Annotated in this window: 18 protein-coding genes and 1 pseudogene; 4 read left to right on the top strand and 15 right to left on the bottom strand. The window is 26.3% G+C overall.

Going from position 1 to position 18,968, the window contains the following annotated elements:
* Positions 1 to 242: 242 nt before the first annotated feature.
* The 10 genes from NY022_RS00320 to nadD all read right to left on the bottom strand — a co-directional run bounded on the left by NY022_RS00320 (position 243) and on the right by nadD (position 11,478).
* Positions 243 to 1,073, bottom strand: a complete 831-nt coding sequence (locus tag NY022_RS00320) for a tetratricopeptide repeat protein (RefSeq protein ID WP_267523033.1) — start codon at positions 1,071 to 1,073, stop codon at positions 243 to 245.
* Between the two features lie 354 nt (positions 1,074 to 1,427).
* Positions 1,428 to 3,212 (bottom strand): bifunctional tRNA (5-methylaminomethyl-2-thiouridine)(34)-methyltransferase MnmD/FAD-dependent 5-carboxymethylaminomethyl-2-thiouridine(34) oxidoreductase MnmC, encoded by a 1,785-nt coding sequence (gene mnmC, locus NY022_RS00315; RefSeq protein WP_267523032.1) that lies wholly within the window; start codon positions 3,210 to 3,212, stop codon positions 1,428 to 1,430.
* A 9-nt stretch (positions 3,213 to 3,221) separates the two neighbouring features.
* A complete protein-coding gene (locus NY022_RS00310; RefSeq protein WP_267523031.1) occupies positions 3,222 to 5,171 on the bottom strand; it encodes an N-acetylmuramoyl-L-alanine amidase family protein in 1,950 nt (649 codons plus the stop codon).
* Complete coding sequence (locus NY022_RS00305; protein WP_267523030.1) at positions 5,164 to 6,264, bottom strand: nitronate monooxygenase; 1,101 nt, start codon at positions 6,262 to 6,264, stop codon at positions 5,164 to 5,166. The genes NY022_RS00310 and NY022_RS00305 overlap by 8 nt, the downstream gene beginning before the upstream one ends.
* A gap of 2 nt (positions 6,265 to 6,266) precedes the next feature.
* Complete coding sequence (tyrS, locus tag NY022_RS00300) at positions 6,267 to 7,472, bottom strand: tyrosine--tRNA ligase (RefSeq protein WP_267523029.1); 1,206 nt, start codon at positions 7,470 to 7,472, stop codon at positions 6,267 to 6,269.
* 2 nt (positions 7,473 to 7,474) lie between these two features.
* Complete coding sequence (locus NY022_RS00295) at positions 7,475 to 9,649, bottom strand: RelA/SpoT family protein (protein ID WP_267523028.1); 2,175 nt, start codon at positions 9,647 to 9,649, stop codon at positions 7,475 to 7,477.
* Positions 9,649 to 9,861, bottom strand: a complete 213-nt coding sequence (locus tag NY022_RS00290) for a DNA-directed RNA polymerase subunit omega (RefSeq protein WP_267523027.1) — start codon at positions 9,859 to 9,861, stop codon at positions 9,649 to 9,651. Before NY022_RS00290 ends, NY022_RS00295 begins: the two co-directional genes overlap by 1 nt.
* 14 nt (positions 9,862 to 9,875) lie before the next feature.
* Positions 9,876 to 10,586 (bottom strand): UMP kinase, encoded by a 711-nt coding sequence (pyrH, locus tag NY022_RS00285; RefSeq protein ID WP_267523026.1) that lies wholly within the window; start codon positions 10,584 to 10,586, stop codon positions 9,876 to 9,878.
* A gap of 41 nt (positions 10,587 to 10,627) precedes the next feature.
* The gene (gene rsfS / locus NY022_RS00280; protein WP_267523025.1) at positions 10,628 to 10,942 is read right to left on the bottom strand and encodes a ribosome silencing factor; all 315 of its coding nucleotides are present in this window, start codon (positions 10,940 to 10,942) and stop codon (positions 10,628 to 10,630) included.
* Positions 10,942 to 11,478, bottom strand: coding sequence for a nicotinate (nicotinamide) nucleotide adenylyltransferase (nadD, locus tag NY022_RS00275; RefSeq protein WP_267523024.1), 537 nt, complete (start codon positions 11,476 to 11,478; stop codon positions 10,942 to 10,944). The genes rsfS and nadD overlap by 1 nt, the downstream gene beginning before the upstream one ends.
* Positions 11,479 to 11,534: 56 nt before the next feature.
* On the opposite strand from nadD, the gene gap reads away from it, so the two are divergent.
* The 4 genes and pseudogenes from gap (at position 11,535) to NY022_RS09690 (ending at position 15,023) form a co-directional block, all read left to right on the top strand.
* Complete coding sequence (gap, locus tag NY022_RS00270) at positions 11,535 to 12,536, top strand: type I glyceraldehyde-3-phosphate dehydrogenase (protein ID WP_267523023.1); 1,002 nt, start codon at positions 11,535 to 11,537, stop codon at positions 12,534 to 12,536.
* Entirely contained in the window at positions 12,536 to 13,735 is a 1,200-nt protein-coding gene (locus NY022_RS00265; protein WP_420707964.1) for a phosphoglycerate kinase, read from the top strand. The genes gap and NY022_RS00265 overlap by 1 nt, the downstream gene beginning before the upstream one ends.
* Positions 13,732 to 14,418: a triose-phosphate isomerase gene (locus tag NY022_RS00260; protein WP_214117581.1), complete on the top strand. Its 687-nt coding sequence runs from the start codon at positions 13,732 to 13,734 to the stop codon at positions 14,416 to 14,418. The genes NY022_RS00265 and NY022_RS00260 overlap by 4 nt, the downstream gene beginning before the upstream one ends.
* 1 nt (position 14,419) lies before the next feature.
* A pseudogene (locus NY022_RS09690) lies at positions 14,420 to 15,023 on the top strand (aspartate/glutamate racemase family protein).
* 236 nt (positions 15,024 to 15,259) lie between these two features.
* Here NY022_RS09690 and cmoB read toward each other — a convergent pair.
* The 5 genes from cmoB to NY022_RS00225 all read right to left on the bottom strand — a co-directional run bounded on the left by cmoB (position 15,260) and on the right by NY022_RS00225 (position 18,966).
* Positions 15,260 to 16,051, bottom strand: coding sequence for a tRNA 5-methoxyuridine(34)/uridine 5-oxyacetic acid(34) synthase CmoB (gene cmoB, locus NY022_RS00245; protein WP_267523021.1), 792 nt, complete (start codon positions 16,049 to 16,051; stop codon positions 15,260 to 15,262).
* Complete coding sequence (locus NY022_RS00240; RefSeq protein WP_267523020.1) at positions 16,041 to 16,307, bottom strand: DUF2018 family protein; 267 nt, start codon at positions 16,305 to 16,307, stop codon at positions 16,041 to 16,043. The genes cmoB and NY022_RS00240 overlap by 11 nt, the downstream gene beginning before the upstream one ends.
* Before the next feature lie 8 nt (positions 16,308 to 16,315).
* Complete coding sequence (locus tag NY022_RS00235; protein ID WP_267523019.1) at positions 16,316 to 16,639, bottom strand: hypothetical protein; 324 nt, start codon at positions 16,637 to 16,639, stop codon at positions 16,316 to 16,318.
* Between the two features lie 2 nt (positions 16,640 to 16,641).
* Positions 16,642 to 17,211 (bottom strand): elongation factor P, encoded by a 570-nt coding sequence (gene efp / locus NY022_RS00230; RefSeq protein ID WP_267523018.1) that lies wholly within the window; start codon positions 17,209 to 17,211, stop codon positions 16,642 to 16,644.
* A 96-nt stretch (positions 17,212 to 17,307) separates the two neighbouring features.
* Positions 17,308 to 18,966, bottom strand: a complete 1,659-nt coding sequence (locus NY022_RS00225) for a 30S ribosomal protein S1 (RefSeq protein ID WP_267523017.1) — start codon at positions 18,964 to 18,966, stop codon at positions 17,308 to 17,310.
* Positions 18,967 to 18,968: the final 2 nt, after the last annotated feature.

Here is an 18,968-nt window from a genome sequence, read left to right as displayed (position 1 = left end):
AAAAAAAATTGATTTTTTGCTATGCAACTAGCTATTTTTTAAAAAATTATTAAATATAAAGCCTTGTAATCTAAAAATGATTTGTTTTATAATGTTTTCTTGGTCTAAAAATTTAGTGCTTTTTAAGATTAAAATTTTGTTATTGAATATAATTACTTATTTATACAATTAATTAATAACAAAATTTATATTATAAATATGTTTAAATTTTAAATAAATACTAAATATGATTTAATATTTATCTAAATGCCATTTTCATTTAAGATTTTATAACTTTTACATCCAGCTTCGCTTCTTAAATCACAAGCCTTGCCAAAATATTCTTTAGATATTTCTAAATTTTTTCTAGAATTATCAATGTTTGCATAAATTTTACCTAATTGTTCGCAACTTTTAGCGTTTTTATTCATACATAATTTATGTTTTAATGATAATGCTTTTTTTAATTGCTCTTGAGTTAATTTAGGATACAAATTTTCTAATGTATTACACGAATTAGCGTATGATTTAGAACAAGCATTTTCTAACAAACTAATACCTTTCATAATGTCTTGTTTAATATTAAATTTAGAATTAATGAAAATATCAGCGGCTATCATACAACTAGAATATAAGTTTTTTTCACAATTTTTTGAGTAAATTTCTAAACTTTTTGAGATATTTTGTCTAACTCCTGTGCCGTTTTTGTAAAAATCAGCTATTTTTTCGCATGATTGTAAGTATTTTTTATCACACGATTTTTTGTATATATCATACGCTTTAAAAGAATTTTTATCAGTTCCTTGTGCATTTTCATACATAAATGCTAAAATATAGCAAGAACCTTGCTCTTCATTATCACAAGCCTTATTTAAATAATACATAGCATTTGTGTAGTTTTGTTTTAAAATCTTACCTTCGTAATACATCACGCCTAAAATATTACAAGCATCTTTATTATTGTCATTACACAAGCGTTCAAATTTAATTAAGGCTGATTTTATATTGCCTAAATTAAAATCTTTTCTAGCGTCATCAATAGTTAGTGATAATGCTAATGTAGTAAGTAATGCAACTAAAAAAATCTTTTTCATAATAGCTCCTAAAACTTCACATAATACTTAAAAGTAGTGAATAATTATAGTATAAATGGATTTTTATATATCTTTATGATAACTTAAAAAAATCAATATAAAATTTATAAAAATACGGATATATCAACAAAAGATAAATTTTTAAGAACTTGAAAATTTAAAAAATAAATTAGAATTTAAAAATATTTAATCAAATTTTCTAAAAGTAAAAATATAAAAATTAAATAGATAAAAAGTCACTAAAATAAATAATATTTAATAAAATTAAGATTATGAAAGAGCTTTAAAATAAAATTAAAAAATATCAAAAAATTGTGTATTGCTAAAGAATTTAACAAAATATAAAAAGTAATATTATGATAAACCTTTTTTGAGCTTTCTTATAATAAATCTTGCTGGGTGCAAGGCTTGTTCATAACTTTTTAACATACCACTAGGGATACCTTTGATATTGCTTACAATTAATCTAGCACTTGTTAAACTAGTAGCAAGTCCTCTTGACCCGTGTGCTGTACTTATGAAAATCCTTGATTTTTCTGGTATTTCTTGTGGTTTTGTTTTTGTAAATTGTAAATTCTTATATGTATTAATGTAATAATCATCAGTTCTAATAGCACCAACTATCGGGAATCTATCTGATGAATAACATCTATAACCTACTCTATTGCCGATTATTAAATGGCTTAAATCCTTAGAAAATACACTTTTATAATTATTGATATTTATTAGGTCATAACTTGGATGAGCTGGTGCTATTAAATTTCTATCATAGGTTGCACCTAAAACCATAACGCCATTTTTTGCAATAGTTAAGTATGCTTTAGAACTTACTGAGTGTTTTAGTTTATAATCTGATTTTAACCAAGTTACTTGACCTCTTTGAGATGATAAGGTTAAATGTTTAAAAAAATTATTAACACCTGTAGCAAAAATAACAATATCAAATTCTTGACTTTTGTCATTAAAATTTAAAATAACACTATTCTCATTTTCGTTAAATGATAATAGCTCATGATTTAAATAAACTTTAGCCTTTGAAAGTGAAAATATATAAGGGACTAATTTATAAGGTTCTAATGCTCCACCGTCTTTTAAAAATGCAAAGTCATTATAAAATTTTAAAAATGGATTATCCTTTTGCATAACAAATCTACGCTTTAATTCATCATTAAAGGCATGTTCTAAAACTCCATTTAGTTCAATACCTAAATTTTTATATAAATTTGAGCTATGCCAAAAAGAAAATTCACTAAACTGACCTAACAAACTTTGTGGATTTTGTATAAGCATCGTTAATAACCCTATTTTATTACCACTACCTTCGTTTGCTAATGTGTTATGTCTTTCAAAAACACTTATTTCATAATCAAATTTAGATAATTCATAAGCTAAACAAGCACTTGCTACCCCACCACCTACTATAGCTATTTTTTTAGCTTTTAATGGTGTTTTTGCAAAATATCCATCTTGCTGTGCGGTGATTTTGGTATCATTATAAATCGCTAATGTGCTTTCTCTTTTAATACCTAAATTTATATTTTCTATACTAAAACCTAATGTTTTTAAGGCATTTTTGAAATTTGAATTTGAACTATAGCTTAATAATTTTGCATTTGGTTTTAGTAATTTTGTTAGCTTTTCTAAATTGACATAAGAAAACATATCATTATTTTTTTTAGGAGAAAATCCGTCAGCATAAATTATATCAGCTTTCAAGTCTAAATTATCTAAGGCATCGTTAATGTCTAAAAAAACTAAATCAATAGTGATATTTTCATAACTAATTCTATAAATTCCGTTCTTGCACGGTGGATAATATTTTATAAAATCATCATCAAAATTTAAATTAAATTTTTTAGCAAAAAAAATCAAATCTTTTATATTATGATAATAATTTTCTATTGAAACATAATAAAGTTTTATACCTTTTTCTTTTGCTAATTTTGCACTTAATAAAAAATTAAGTCCTAGTCCAAAGCCAAATTCTAAAATAGTTAAAGTATCTTTAATATTACTAAAAGCATTATTCACATATACACCATAACGCTCTTTTAAAGGTTCTTTTGTGTTATAATAAAAATCATTAAAATCTAAAGAAAAAATCTCATTATCTTTTAAAATCCAGTTTGCTTTATTCATAATTTAGCCTTATTTATTTTTTGCAAAATAGCCATCTATACCATTTACTATACCATTTACCAAATAATTTTGATATTTATCATCGGCTATATTTTTACCTTCAACTGGATGTGAGATATAACCAACTTCAATTAATACAGCTGGCATTAAAGCACCTACTAAAACCCAAAATGGTGCTTCTTTTACACCACCATCTTTTTTAAGATAAGATTTAGGAATAGCACTTAAAATTCCACCTTGTATATCAATGGCTAATTTATTAGAAGATATTATTTTTTCACGATTTAAAAAATTTAAAAATGTTTGTTTAGAAAAATAATTCATCTCTTCTATATCACCTTTATTCTCTATAGCAGCAGCATTTTTACTTCTTTCACTTCTAGCAGGTGATAAAAAATATGTTTCAATCCCATAAACTTTATTTGATTTGTTTGCTACTGAATTTGCGTGTATGCTTATAAATAGATCACTTTTTTTATCATTTGCCATCTTTGTTCTTTCACGAAGACCTATATAAACATCATTCTTTCTGGTCAAAAATACCTTATAACCCTTTTGTTTTAATGCTTTTTCTAATTTTAATGCTATTGATAAAACTATATGTTTTTCTTGCCTACCATAAGCACTAGCACCAGAATCCTTACCACCATGACCTGCATCTATAGTTATTAATAAATTTGATTTTTTAAAACTATTTTTATAATTTTTCACATCATTATCTTCTAAATAAATTTCAATACTGTTTTTATCGGTTTTATAAGATATGGTTTTATCTTTCTTGCTATTTATATTTATTCTAATTTTTTTTGCATCAAATTGCACAACACTAATTGAATAATCTTTAAATTTATGATTTTGTTTTTTTGTTTTCAAAATAGCATTTAATTCTATAATTTTATTATTGCCGTGAGAAAAAATATTTAAGTCTTTTTCATCTATATTTGATGAAAACTGTAATTTTATACCAGAATTTGTTTTACTTATATTATTAACATAAAAATCTTGTTTTATTTGTTTTTCAGTAGGATTATTGACTTTTATATCTTGTGTTTTATTTTTATTATTTATTATTGAATTATCTTTAGAATTTTGTTTTTGACTTTTAACATTTTGAGTTATTTTTTTATCTTCTATTTTTGAATTTATATTTTCTATTTTTGAATTTAATTCTAAAGTTAATATATTATCATTTATTGTATATTTATATTCTAATTCATCTTTACTTCTTAATACTATCCTAGTCCTAACTAGATTAAATTGAGCGATACTAACATCATAATCGCCTAATTTTATATTTTGCCTACCTGTATCTAAAATAGCGTCAAATTCAATAATTTTATTTTTAATTTCTTTTGTATTATATACAAATTCTTTAATATCACTTTTTTGTAATTTACCCTTTAATTTGATTATAATTTGATTATCTTTTTTACTAACATTAGTTATATATATTTTATTATTTTTAGTATTATCTTTTTCACTTGTTTTTGTTAAATTTTCTTTAGAAACCTTATCGTTATTTTTTGTAGTGTTTTTATTAATTGTAGTTTTATTGACATTCTTATCAGGCTGATTATTTTGTTTTATTTTATTAGAATTATTATCGTTTTTATTAATTATAGTTTTATTAATTTTACTAGCTTGATTATTTTGTTTATAATCATTATTATTTGAAATTTTATTAGGATTTACACCTAAACTTGATAATTCTTTTTCATAAGTAGAAGCATCTAAATTTAAAATTTTAGAACTTAAAACAATTCTTTTCAATGCTTCTTTTTTAGTATTATTATCATCTGAAACTAAACTTTTAATATAAATTGTTTTTAATTTTTGATGTAAAGACAACTGAGTTTGTTTATTAGAATTTAAAAATATATTATCAAAATTTTTAAAGTCTTTATCAAACTCACCGGCAAATAAAAAAATACTAATTAGTAAAAATAAGATTTTATTCATCTTCACCATTAACTAATTTTTCAATCAACTCTTTAACACTAATTAACTTATTTAATCTATATCCATTAGCACCTGTAAAAAATAACCCACTTTCCTTTTTTCCACTATAAGCATCATAAAGTCTTTCGGCAATACAATATCCTACCTTTTTAGCGCCCCTACCACGCTCACATGGTGCAACACAATTTGCTATACAAGAAATTTTAGGAGCAGTGCCTTCTTCTATCATTTTTTGAAGGTTTGTTCTAATACCACGAGCAGGATAGCCAACAGGACTTTTTAGCAATTCTATATCTTCTTTTTTGGCATCTAATAATACTTGTTTAAATTCAAGTGCAGCATCACATTCATAAGTTCCTATAAATCTTGTTCCCATTTGAACCCCATTTGCACCTAAACTAATAGCATTTAAAATGTCATTTTTATTCCAAATTCCACCAGCTGCAATTAAAGGAATATTATCTCCCCATTCATTAAGTTCAGCTCTTACTTCAGGAATTAATTTTTCTAATTGGTAATTTGGGTCTATACATTGCTCGTATGTAAATCCTTGATGACCACCACTTAAAGGCCCTTCAAGAACAACTGCATCAGGCAATCTATCGTATCTTTGAGTCCATCTTTTACAAATTATTTTAAGAGCTTTTGCTGATGATACAATAGGAATTAATGCAACATCAGGAAAGTCTTTAGTAAATTCTGGCAAATTTGTAGGTAATCCTGCACCACTAATAATTGCATTAAAACCAACATTGCAAGCGTCTTTTACTATTCTTTCATATTCATTTGATGCATGCATTATATTACAACCTAATGGAGCATCTTTACAAATTTTTCTAGCATTTTTTATAACAGCATCAAGTCCTTTTGTAGAATAAAAATTCTCACTTCCATAAGGTTTACCGTTTAGTTCTTTGTTAATATGTGCTCTATTTTCATAAAAACCTGTCCCAACTGAACTAATAATACCTAAAGCTCCATTTAAACTAACATTACCAGCTAATTTATCCCAACTTATTCCAAGTCCCATACCACCTTGAAATACCGGCACTTTTAATGTAAAATTTCTTATTTTTAGTTCTGGTAAACCCATTATTATCCTTTTATTATTACTTTTGCAAATTTTCTTTTTCCAACTTGAATTATAAATTCACCATTGCTTAATTTTAGTTGCTCATCGCTAATTTTTTCTCCATTAACACTTACAGAATTAGCCTTTATAGCTCTTCTTGCTTCACTGCCTGAACTTGCCAAATTAGTATCTTGCATTAGTTTTACAATCCATTGTTCTTCATTAAAATTAAACTCCGCAATATCACTTGGAATTTCATTTTTACTATGAATATTATCAAACTCATTTTTCGCATTAATTGCTAAATCTTTACCCCAAAATCTCTCAACTATTTCTAAAGCCAAATTTTCTTTAGCAACCTTTGGATGTAGAGTATTGTTTTTAATATTGTCAAAAATATCATTAATTTCTTTTGTTGTTTTAAAGCTTAAAAGATTGTAATATTCTTTCATTAATTCATCACTTATACTAAGTAATTTTGCATACATAGAATTTGGTTCTTCACTAACTCCGATATAATTACCCAAACTTTTACTCATTTTATTAACACCATCAAGACCTACTAAAAGTGGTAACATTATAATACCTTGTTCTTTACCTGTATTATAAGTTCTTTGTAATGTTCTTCCCATTAATAAATTAAATTTTTGATCAGTTCCACCCATTTCAATATCACATTTTAATGCAACGCTATCATAACCTTGTAAAAGTGGATATAAAAATTCGCTAATTGATATAGGGCTTTGTTCTTTAAATCTTTTCGTAAAATCATCTCGCTCAAGCATTCTAGCTACACTAAAAGTTGATGTAAGTTCAACTATGCCAACTGCTCCTAAAGCATTAAGCCAAGTTGAATTAAATTTTAATTCAGTTTTTTCTTTATCTAAAATTTTAAAAACTTGCTCTTCATAAGTTTTTGCATTTTTTAAAACTTCTTCCTTGCTTAATTGTTTTCTAGTAGCACTTTTGCCTGTTGGATCACCTATTTGAGCAGTGAAATCTCCTATTAAGAATTGAACTATAGCACCATGATTTTGTAAAAATCTCATTTTGTTTAAAATAACACTATGACCTAAATGTAAATCAGGTGCAGTTGGGTCAAACCCAGCTTTTACATAAAATACTTCGCCCTTTTCATAGTAATTTTTAATCAAATTCTTAATTTTTTCTAAATCAATAAATTCTGATACACCGCGTTCTAAATCATTATAAATTTCATTCAAATTCATTTTTATCCCTTTTCATAAGCATCGTTTAAAGATACAAATTCATAAATTTTACACTTATTTTTCATAGTATCTATAGCTATATCAATATTTTGAGTATCTGGAATTTCAAATTGCATTTCAAAATATTCTAATAAACTATCTTTATTTTTATTAATGTTAATACTACTAACATTAATATTTAATTTTACAACTTCATTTAATAAACTAGCTAACGCACCCCTTTTGTTTTCTAAAGAAAAAATCATTTTATATTTTTTAGGCGCATGTTTTGGCCATTTTACTAAAACCATTTCTTCTCTTGGATCATCTAAAAGTTTATTAGCCCTTTCACATAATTTATTATGTATTGTAACGCTATGGTTATATTTAAAAGCTATTATTTCATCGCCCCTTTTTGGATTGCAACAATAATCAAAATCTATTGTATTAATCTTATGATTAGAATAAATTACCATATTATCAACTCTTTGTTTTTTTAAATCGTAATTTCTAACCAACCAAATTCTTTTTGCATGTTTTTTAAGACTATCTATCATTTTTGATAATAAAATATTATCACCAACACATTTTCTAATACTTTTTGATAAATTTTCATCATCTATCCAATGATTTAATTTGTTTTCATCCACACTAAAAATAGTTTGTAATAATTTCATACCAACTTTTTGATCAATAGCTGAGGTTCTTTGCTTGCAATGTGATTTAATAATAGCTTTTGCTCTAGCAGTTTTTACACTATCAAGCCAAGAATATTTAGGTTTTGCATTATCATCAATTTCAATTCTTACAATATCTCCATTTTTCAATATTGTTAATAAAGGTGATTTTACCCTATTTATATAAGCATGACTTGCTTTAAGACCAATTTGTGAATGAACTTCAAAAGCAAAATCAAGAGCAGTTGAACCTCTAGGTAATGTAAAAATTTCTCCTTTTGGAGAATAAACTGCAATATCTTCAACATATAAGCTATCTTTTGCGTATTCATAAAATGCTAATTCATTATCTTTTTCTTCTAGTGAATTATTAGTAGTAATATCACTTACCCAATCAGCCTTATAGTCTTCTTTATTGTTCTTATATCTCCAATGAGCTGCAATTCCAAGTTCTGCAGTTTCGTGCATTTTATATGTTCTAATTTGCGCTTCTATTATTGATTGTGCATCAAATAAAGTAGTATGGATTGTTTGATAACCATTTTGCTTAGGTAAAGCAATATAGTCTTTAAATCTTGAAGCAAGTGGATTAAAATGCACATGTAAAAGCCCTAAGACTATATAACAATCCTTGACATCTCTTACTAAAATCCTAATACCTAATAAATCTAGCACTTCCTCAATGCTAATACCTTTTCTTTGCATTTTTAAATATATTGAATATACATGTTTTATTCTTTTTTCTATTTTAAAATCCACATCTTCAATATACCCATTATCACGCATTAAATTTATAATTTTTTCAATAAAATCATTTAGTGTTAATTGTAATTGTACATTATTGACCTTTAGATAATCAGCAATCTCTTTAAATTCATTAGGCATAATATATTGAAAGCTTAAATCTTCTAAATAATTCTTAATACTAGAAATTCCTAGCCTATGTGCAATAGGAGCATATACCATTAGTGTTTCTTCAGCTATTCTTTTTTGTTTTGCCTCTTTTAAAGCATCTAAGGTTAGCATATTATGAAATCTATCGCATAGTTTTACTATTAGCACCCTACTATCTTCAATACTAACCATTAGCATATTTCTAAAAGTCATTGCTGATTTTCTAAGTTTTTCGTTTGATTCTGAACTAGCTAAATTATCTCCCCTAATCTCAACTATTTTAGTCATACCTTCTACTAACACGCCAACTGAATGTCCGAACATTTTCACAAGTTCTTCTTGAGTACATTCAGTATCTTCTACAACATCATGCAAAAGTGCCGCTAAAATCATACTTTCATCTTTTGAAAAGAAAGCTACAAAACACGCGACTAAAATAGGATGAATAGAATAAGGTTCTCCACTTTTTCTAAATTGTCCCTCATGAGATTCTATACAAAATTTCAAACCTTTTTCAAGCATAGGAGTACTAGGAAAAAGTGAATATAAAAGTTCTTTTGCTTTATCTAACTCATGAGTATGAATAACATCTTCTAATAAACTTTCAAAGCTTATAACGTTTTTCATTATTCGTTAATAATACCATCATAAATAATTTTTTCTTCTGCAATCTCAAGCATAGCTATATCAGTAAATTTCATTTTCGTTTTATCAATTTTTACTAAAGGAATAGCTCCATTGCTTAACTCCTTAGCTCTTTTTGCTACTACTAAAGATAGAATATATCTATCATTTCCTACTTTTTCTAATGCTCTTGCTGCTATTTGTTCTGTTCTCATTTTATTCCTTTTAATTAATTTTTCACTACTGAACAATTACTAAAATCATCTTTAATAATTTTTAAAATATTACCTTCTTCAAACATATTACAAACTACTATTGGTAACTTATTATCCTTAGCAAGTGCTATTGCTGTATCATCCATAACTCTTATGTCATCTCCCATAGCAAGTTCATAACTTAAAGTGCTATATCTTTTAGCATCGCTAAATTTCATAGGATCCTTATCATATACACCATTTACCTTTGTAGCTTTTATAATCATATCAGCATTTATCTCAATAGCTCTTAAAACTGCTGCTGTATCTGTAGTAAAAAATGGATTACCTGTTCCTGCAGCAAATATAACAACTCTACCTTTTTCTAAATGCCTTTGAGCTCTTCTCATTATAAATGTTTCACAAAATGCTTCCATTTGAATAGCACTTTGGACTCTAACGCTAATTCCTGAACTCTCTAATGCTTCTTGCATAGCTATGGAATTTATAACAGTAGAAAGCATTCCCATATGATCACCACTAACTCTTTTGATAATCCCATCTTTTGCCGCTGTTACACCACGAATAATATTACCACCGCCTATTACTATACCTATTTGCGTACCTTCATTAACTAATTGTTTTATTTGTCCAGCAATAAACTTTAAAATATTTGTATCAATACCAAACCCTTGCTCTCCAGCAAGTGCTTCACCTGAAAATTTTATCAATATCCTTTTACTCATTAATTTTCTCCTTTTTAAAATGTGATACTACATAAAAATTTTTAACGTTTAAGACTAATTAAGAATTTTTCAATTTGATATTTATCACGATAAAGTGGGCTCATTAAATGCACTAAACAATCTCCCAAATCAAGAACGCTCCATTCATCAGCCTTTTCTTCAAATAATACTTTTTCACCTAAAGAATTAATTAAAATTTTTAATTCATCTATAATAGCTATAGCTTGTTTACTTGAATTTGTTGTTGCTATAATAACACTTTCAACAAAATATTCACTATTTCTAAGATCAATTAATTCTATATTTTCTGCCTTTTTGCTATCTAAAAATTTAATAATTTCTTCGTTTTTATTCATTATTTTCCTTCATAAAATATTTTGACTTCTTGTTTAATTTTATCATTTACTTTTTCTAATATCAACTTATCTCTTATAAAACTTGATGATATATCCTCATTTATATCAAGTTTTAAATAATCACTTGGTATATAAATATTATTTCTACTAGCTATTACAAATTTAACATTTTTCGCCAACTCATCATAATTATGCCATTTATGTAAAGTTTTTAAATGATCAGCCCCTATTATAAAATAAATTAAGCTAGGATTTAGTAATCTCTTAAAATACATTATACTCTCAAAACTAGGAACAGGTTTTTCTTGTCTTATCTCATAATCACTTATTTCTAATTTATCAATATTTTTAAAAACATTATTCAGCCACCTTAATCTAAGTTCTGGACTAGCACTAAATTTATCTTTAAATACACTAATATATGTAGGTAACACTATTAATCTATCAATATCTAAAGTTTGCAAAGCAACATTTACTACTTTTTCATGACCTAAATGAACTGGATCAAAACTACCACCAAAAATTGCGATTTTCAAATTTTTAACCTTTTTTTATTAGTATTATTACAAAAATTTTAAATAAAGGGTTAAAAATGACTACAAAAGTCGCAATAAATGGTTTTGGAAGGATAGGAAGATGTCTTACTCGTATTATTTTAGAAAAAAACGAGTTAGACTTAGTAGCAATAAACTGCTCGTGGGATATGAAAAGTATTAAATATCTTTTAAAATACGACAGTGTTCACGGAAACTATAAACATGAAATTTCAAATGATGGAGAAGATATTTTAATAGTTGATGGAAAAAAAATTCAAATAATTAGAGAAAGAGAATTAAATAATATTGATTTTGCAAAATATGGCGCAACCATTGTTTTAGAATGTACTGGAGCATTTTTAACACAAGAAAAAACAAAAGTATATTTAGAAAAAGGTATTAAAAAAGTTATAATATCAGCACCACCAAAAGATAATACACCTATGTTTGTAATGGATGTAAATCACACTAAATATAACGGCGAAGCTATTATTTCAAATGCAAGTTGTACGACAAACTGCCTTGCACCAATGGCAAAAGTTTTAGATGAAAATTTCGGTATTAAAAAAGCTTTAATGAATACAATTCACGCATATACAGCAACTCAAGAATTACACGATACAAAATGCCCTAAAGATATTAGAAGAGGTCGTGCAGCAGCGCTAAATTTAGTCCCATCAAGTACAGGTGCAGCAAAATCAATAGGAAAAGTTATACCTAATCTTTTAGGCAAGGTTGATGGTCAAAGCGTTAGAACTAGTCTTGCAAATGTTTCTATGCTTGATTTAACAATGCTTTTAGATAAAAAAACTACAAAAGACGAAATCAATGAAACTTTTATAAAAGCAAGTAAAACAATGAATGAAATTTTAGCGATTGATTATGATTGCTGTGTGTCAAGTGATTTTTGCACTAGCACTTATGGATGTGTGTTTGTCCCTGATTTAACTCAAATAATTGATGAAGATTTTGTAAAAGTTCTAGCTTGGTATGACAATGAATACGGATACTCGTATCAATTATACCGCTTAGCTAAATATATTAGCAAGGATTTATAATGCAATTAATATCGGTAAAAGATGTAGAATTATCAAATAAAAAAACACTTATAAGATGTGATTTTAATGTTCCACAAGATGAATTTGGAAATATTAGTGATGATAGAAGGATAAAATCAGTTATTCCTACAATAAGGTATTGTCTTGATCAAGGCGCTAAAATTATTTTAGCTAGCCATTTAGGAAGACCTAAAGAAGTAAATAATAAATATTCTTTAGAACCAGTAGCAAAAAGACTTGAAAGATTACTTACTAATATTGAAGTAATTATGGCTAAAAATGTGATAGGTAACGATACAAAAGAATTAGCAGCTAATCTAAAACACGGTCAAATTTTATTATTAGAAAATTTAAGATTTGAAAAAGGTGAAACTAAAAACGATGAAAACCTAGCTAAAGATTTAGCTTCAATGTGTGATGTTTATGTTAATGATGCATTTGGGGTATGTCATAGAGCCCATGCAAGCGTAGAAGCAATTACAAAATTTGTAAAAGTATCTTGCGCTGGATTTTTATTACAAAAAGAATTTAATTTTGGCCAGCAATTATTAAAATCTGCTGCTAGACCATTCGTTGCTGTAGTTGGAGGTAGCAAAGTCAGTGGAAAATTACAAGCTTTACATAATCTACTACCTAAAATTGATAAATTAATTATAGGTGGAGGTATGGCTTTTACATTCCTAAAAGCACAGGGATTTAATATAGGAAATTCAATAGTAGAAGAAGAATTAATTGAAGATGCTAAACAAATCATTGCTAATGCAAAGGAATTAGGTGTTAAATTGTATTTGCCTGTTGATGTAATAGCAGCTCAAAGTTTTTCAAATGATAGCGTTATCAAAAAAGTTAGCGTTCAAGAAATTCCTAATGGCTGGATGGGGCTAGATATTGGACCTGCTAGTTCAATTTTGTTTAAAGAAGTTTTAAATGATGCTCAAACTATATGGTGGAATGGACCTATGGGTGTATTTGAGATGGAAAAATTTAGCAAAGGAAGTCTTAAAATGAGCCATTATATAAGCGATTCTTATGCTACTAGCGTTGCTGGCGGTGGAGATACTGCTGATGTTATTAATCGTGCAGGAGATGCTGATGATTTTAGTTTTATCTCTACTGGCGGTGGTGCTAGTTTAGAACTAATTGAAGGTAAAGAATTACCTGCTATTAAACCACTTATATTAAAGGATGAATTTGAATGATAATTGCCGCAAATTTTAAATGTAATCATACTAGAAAAGGTTTTGCTGAATACGCTAAAAAACTTAATGCTTATTTAAGATTTAGTGATTTTACTAATCTTGAAGTAATTGTAGCTCCAAGTGCAACTTCATTTATTGATAGTGAATTTAGTTTCATTCAAGCTGCTCAAAATATATATCCAACTCATAGTGGAGCTTTTACTGGAGAAATTGGACTAGATCATTTGCTAGAATTTGGAATTAAAACAATTATTTTAGGACATTGTGAAAGAAGAAATTTAGGCGAAACAGATGAATTTCTAGCAAAAAAATTTGAATTTTGCGCTGAAAATGATTTAAAAATTATTTATTGTATAGGAGAAGATTACTCTACTTACGAACAAAATAAAAGCATAGATTTTTTAAATAAACAACTAAATAAAATAGATTTGCAATATGATAAACTAATATTAGCTTATGAGCCAATTTATAGTATTGGTAAAAGTGCTGCAAAATTAGAAGATATTGAAAATATTATGAGCTTTTTACGCTCAAAAACTAAGCAAAGTATTTTATATGGTGGTAGTGTAAATTCTAGTAATATCGCTGATATCAAAAGACTTTGCGATGGGGTTTTGGTAGGTGGAGCTAGTCTTAATGTAGATGGTTTTATAGACTTAATCAATGCCGCAATAAGAGGTTAATATGATAGGCCTAATCGGTGGGATGAGCTATGCTAGCACAATAACTTATTATAAATTAATAAATGAATTTAGCCAAGCTCATCACAATTCTTTATCTCGTGCAAAAATTTTAATATCAAGCGTAGATTTTGATAAGATTGAAGAACTTCAACACAATAACGAATGGCAAAAAGCAGGAGAATTATTAAATAAAGAAGCAAAAAGATTTAAAAGCTAGATTTATTCATATAGCCCATTCAAGCCTTAAAGAATTAAATCATAATAATATAAAAAATATTTTATTACTAGGCACTAAATACACTATGCAAGAAGACTTTTATAAAAAAGAGTTAAAAGGAATAAATGTAATTACCTCAAATAATAGTGATATAAATACTATTAATGATATTATTTTCAATGAACTTTGCTTTAATGTTATCAAACAAAATAGTAAAGAAACTTTCATAAATATTATAAATAAGCATAATATTGAAGGAATTTTATTAGCTTGCACTGAAATTGCACTATTAATTAACGAAAATGATTTTAAAAATATAAAAGTCTTTGATACAACATATATTCATGCAAAAGATATATTTTTGCAGTCTATAAATTTCACTCATTAATGATAAATATATGTAATATAATTACATTTTTAATATAAAAACTAAACTCAAAACACTGATATATTGTAAAATCAAATTACTAAAAAATATTAGCAATACTTTTATAAAAATCAAAAAAATCCATAAACTCATCAAAAATATTATTAAACTAAATTTATATTAAAAACTTTGATAAATTTTTTATCACATTTAACAATAAAAATTCTGATAATGTAAAGCATAATATTTTCAACAATTTAAATTGTTAATTTAACATAAACCCTACGAGGTGCCGGATAGCCTTCTTTCGTAAAGTCATCATCTCGTAAAAAATCATCTAAACTATAACCATCTATCCATTCAGTTTTTCTTTGTTCATCTATAGTAGTTTTTGTAGTAGTTATAATCTCAAATGTTTTAAATTTAGCCTTATTACACCAATTTTGTAAAGCTTTTATACTTGGTATAAAATATACATTAGACATTTTAGCATAGCTAGTATCTGGGACAAGTGCAAATGGTTGTTCATTTTCAAAATATATAGTATCCAAAAACACCACACCATTATTATTAAGGCTTTGTTTTAATTGTTTAAGCATTAAAACTGGATCACTTCTATGATAAATTACACCTAAGCAAAATATAACATCAAACTTATGCTCATAATTTGGAACATCGGCAACGCCTTGTAATTCAAATTTAATATTTGTGTTAAAATATTGATTTAAAAATAAAAATTGTTCATAACATCTCTTACTAGGGTCAAATCCTATTATTTTTTTAGGTTTAAATTCAAGCATTCTAAACATATAATAACCATTGTTGCAACCTATATCAGCTACAACTTTATCTTCCAAACATTTCAAATATTTTTTAAAAATATTAAATTTATAATAACTTTTCCATTCGCTATCAATAAATATATCATTGATTTTAAATGGGCCTTTACGCCAAGGCTTTAATTTACTTGCAAGTAAGTAAATATCATCATTTTTTAATTTTTTATCGCTATAACTAACGACATCATCAATTACAAATTTACCCTTCATGACCCAAAATTTTTGCTGTTAAATCAATATAAATATCATTAGATTTTTCTTCTAATAATAAATCATTTTCAAAAATAAATTTTTCTAATTTATCATCAATATCTGCATAACTATTTTCTAACAATATTTTTAATGCCATTACTTCTTTACATAAATTTATAATTGTATTTTCAACAGCACCTCTAGGAGCATTTTGTAAAACATCTATTAATTTTTCAATCGGAGTACATTCTAATAATCTATCTAATTCATCCATAAATTACCTCAATATTCATATATTTTATTCTTATGTTTATCTTTTTTATATTGATATTGTTTTTTAATTTTCTCAAGACTATTAAATTTAGAAAGTAAAATATCTTTATCCAAATTAGAAAAACAACATAAATTAACAAAATTTTCTAATTCTTTAGAATATACAGAATCTAAATAAACAAATTCACACTTATTTATAAGCTTTAAATTTTGTTCTATACTAGCAGAAAACAATTCTTTAGAAAAACTTTCCTTTTTAAGTGCTAAAGCAAAGCGATTTGCAACCTTTTCTAAAGCTCTTAAATATTTTACACGCTTTGCTTTATCATTCATAATTATTTATTAGCTCTTTCTATATACTCACCTCTTTGAGTATCTACTCTAATAACCTCTCCTTCTAATACATGGAAAGGTATTTGAACAACTGCACCACTTTCTAAAGTAGCTGGTTTTTTATTAGATCCTTGTGTATCACCTTTAAAATTTGGCTGTGTTTCAACTATTTTTAATTCAACTACTTGAGGAACTTCAACACCTATAGCTTTACCATTATGAAACAAGACGCTAACATTCATACCATCAATCATCCATTTTCTGCTCTCACCAACATCATCTTCAGTAATTGCAACTTGTTCATATGTTTCAGTATCCATAAATTGACAAAATTCTCCATCATCATACAAATATTGCATTTCTTTTTCAACCAAGTTAGGAGACTCACATTTATCACCAGCATGAAAAGTCTTTTCTAAAACTTTACCATTAACAAATGATTTTATCTTAATTCTTACAAAAGCAGGACCTTTGCCAGGTTTTACATGCTGATATTCTACAATTTTATATGGAACGCCTTCTATCTCTACCTTTAAACCTTTTTTTAAATCACCCATTGAATAAGATGCCATTATTTTTTTCCTTTTTATATCATTTTAAATTCGGTTTGTTATATTTATACATTTTGTAATAAAATGTGAATGATAAAAATCATTCACAAATAAAAATTATTGAAGTTGATCTTTTATAACATCACCTATAGTAACTTTATCATCGGTATTAAATTTTTCTAAATTCTCACGAGTTTTTATTAAATTTACTTTTTTTACACTAAGACGAATTTTACCATTTCTAGCAAATATTAATGCACCTTCAATTTCATCACCCTTATTAGGAACAGTTTCGCCTAAATCCTCATTTTTAATTAATGCTTCAACATTATTATCTAATTTAACAAAAATACCAAAATCTTTAATATCAGATACTACACCTTTAATAATCTCACCAAGTTTGTGATTTTTTATAAAAATAGAACTAGGACTTTCTTCAAGATGTTTAACACTTAAAGAAATTTTTTGATTTTCATCATCAATTTTTCTAATTTTTACTTTTACTTTATCACCTACATTATAAACTTTCTTACAAGGTTCGTTTTCATTCCAAGATATATCATCATTATGAAGTAAGCCTTCAATATTTCCTATTTTAACAAAAGCTCCAAAATTTGTTATAGTACTAATTTCTCCTTCTACAACATCACCAACATTAAAATTATCACTAAATTCTTTAAAAGGTTTTGGTAATAAATTTTTTAAAGATACTCTTAATCTGCGTTTATCATAATCAATTTCTATAATTTCTACATCAATTTCTTCGCCTTCTTTTAAATAATCTTTAGGATTTTTTATATTTTTATCCCAAGATATTTCACTAATATGCAAGAAACCTTCTATATCATTGCCTAAATCAACAAAAACACCATAATTTTCAATATTAGATACAACTACTTTTAGAACATCACCTACTTCTAAACTATCTTTAATTTCAATCCATGGATCTACACTTGCTGCTTTTATAGATAAAGATATATGTTTTTTTTCTGTATCAAAGCCAATAACCTTAACAACAACTTCTTCACCTTCTTTATAAAGTGTGCTAGGATTTACTGGTCCTTTATAAGAAATTTCACTATAATGTACTAAACCATCAACTCCACCAATATCAACAAACATACCATAGCTGGTTAATTTTCTAACTGTACCTTTTTTTAATTCATCATCTTTTATTAATTTTTCTATTAATTCTTTTCTTTTTTTGCGTTCATCATCAAATGCTTTTTTCTTGGATACTAAAATACTTTGATTTTCTTCATCAATACTTATTATTTTTACTTTTACTTTTTTATTTAATAAATTATTAACTTCTTTTGGATTGCATTGAGATTTTGGTAAAAAGAATTCCACATCATCATTATTAACAGCAACAAATCCACCACGATTTTTACCAATTACTTTAACTTCAAATGCTTCTAATTGTTCAAATTCTTTGCAATTATTTATAAAATCTAAAACTTTTTCTTTGCGTAAAGCTTTTTTGTAAGACAATAATTTTCTACCCTTTGAATTTCCTATAACTGTAACTTTAATCATGTCATCTACATTAAATAAAAGCTTATCGTCTTTCATAATTTCATTAATATTTAAAATACCTTCTGATTTATCTTGTATATCCACAAAAACTTCATCAGCCTCTATTTTCACTATCTTTCCGTCAATTACTGAAAAACTTTCTGAATTTTTTTCGCTTTCAAACTCATCTAACATTGTCGCGAAATCAACGTTATCTAATTCTTCATTTTTTTTGTGAGCTCCGTTTGCCTTAGCCATTT

This window comes from Campylobacter sp. MG1, from assembly GCF_026616895.1.
Taxonomy (GTDB): domain Bacteria; phylum Campylobacterota; class Campylobacteria; order Campylobacterales; family Campylobacteraceae; genus Campylobacter_E.
Note: the sequence above shows the minus strand (reverse complement) of the source record. Positions and strands in the feature narration are given on the sequence as shown.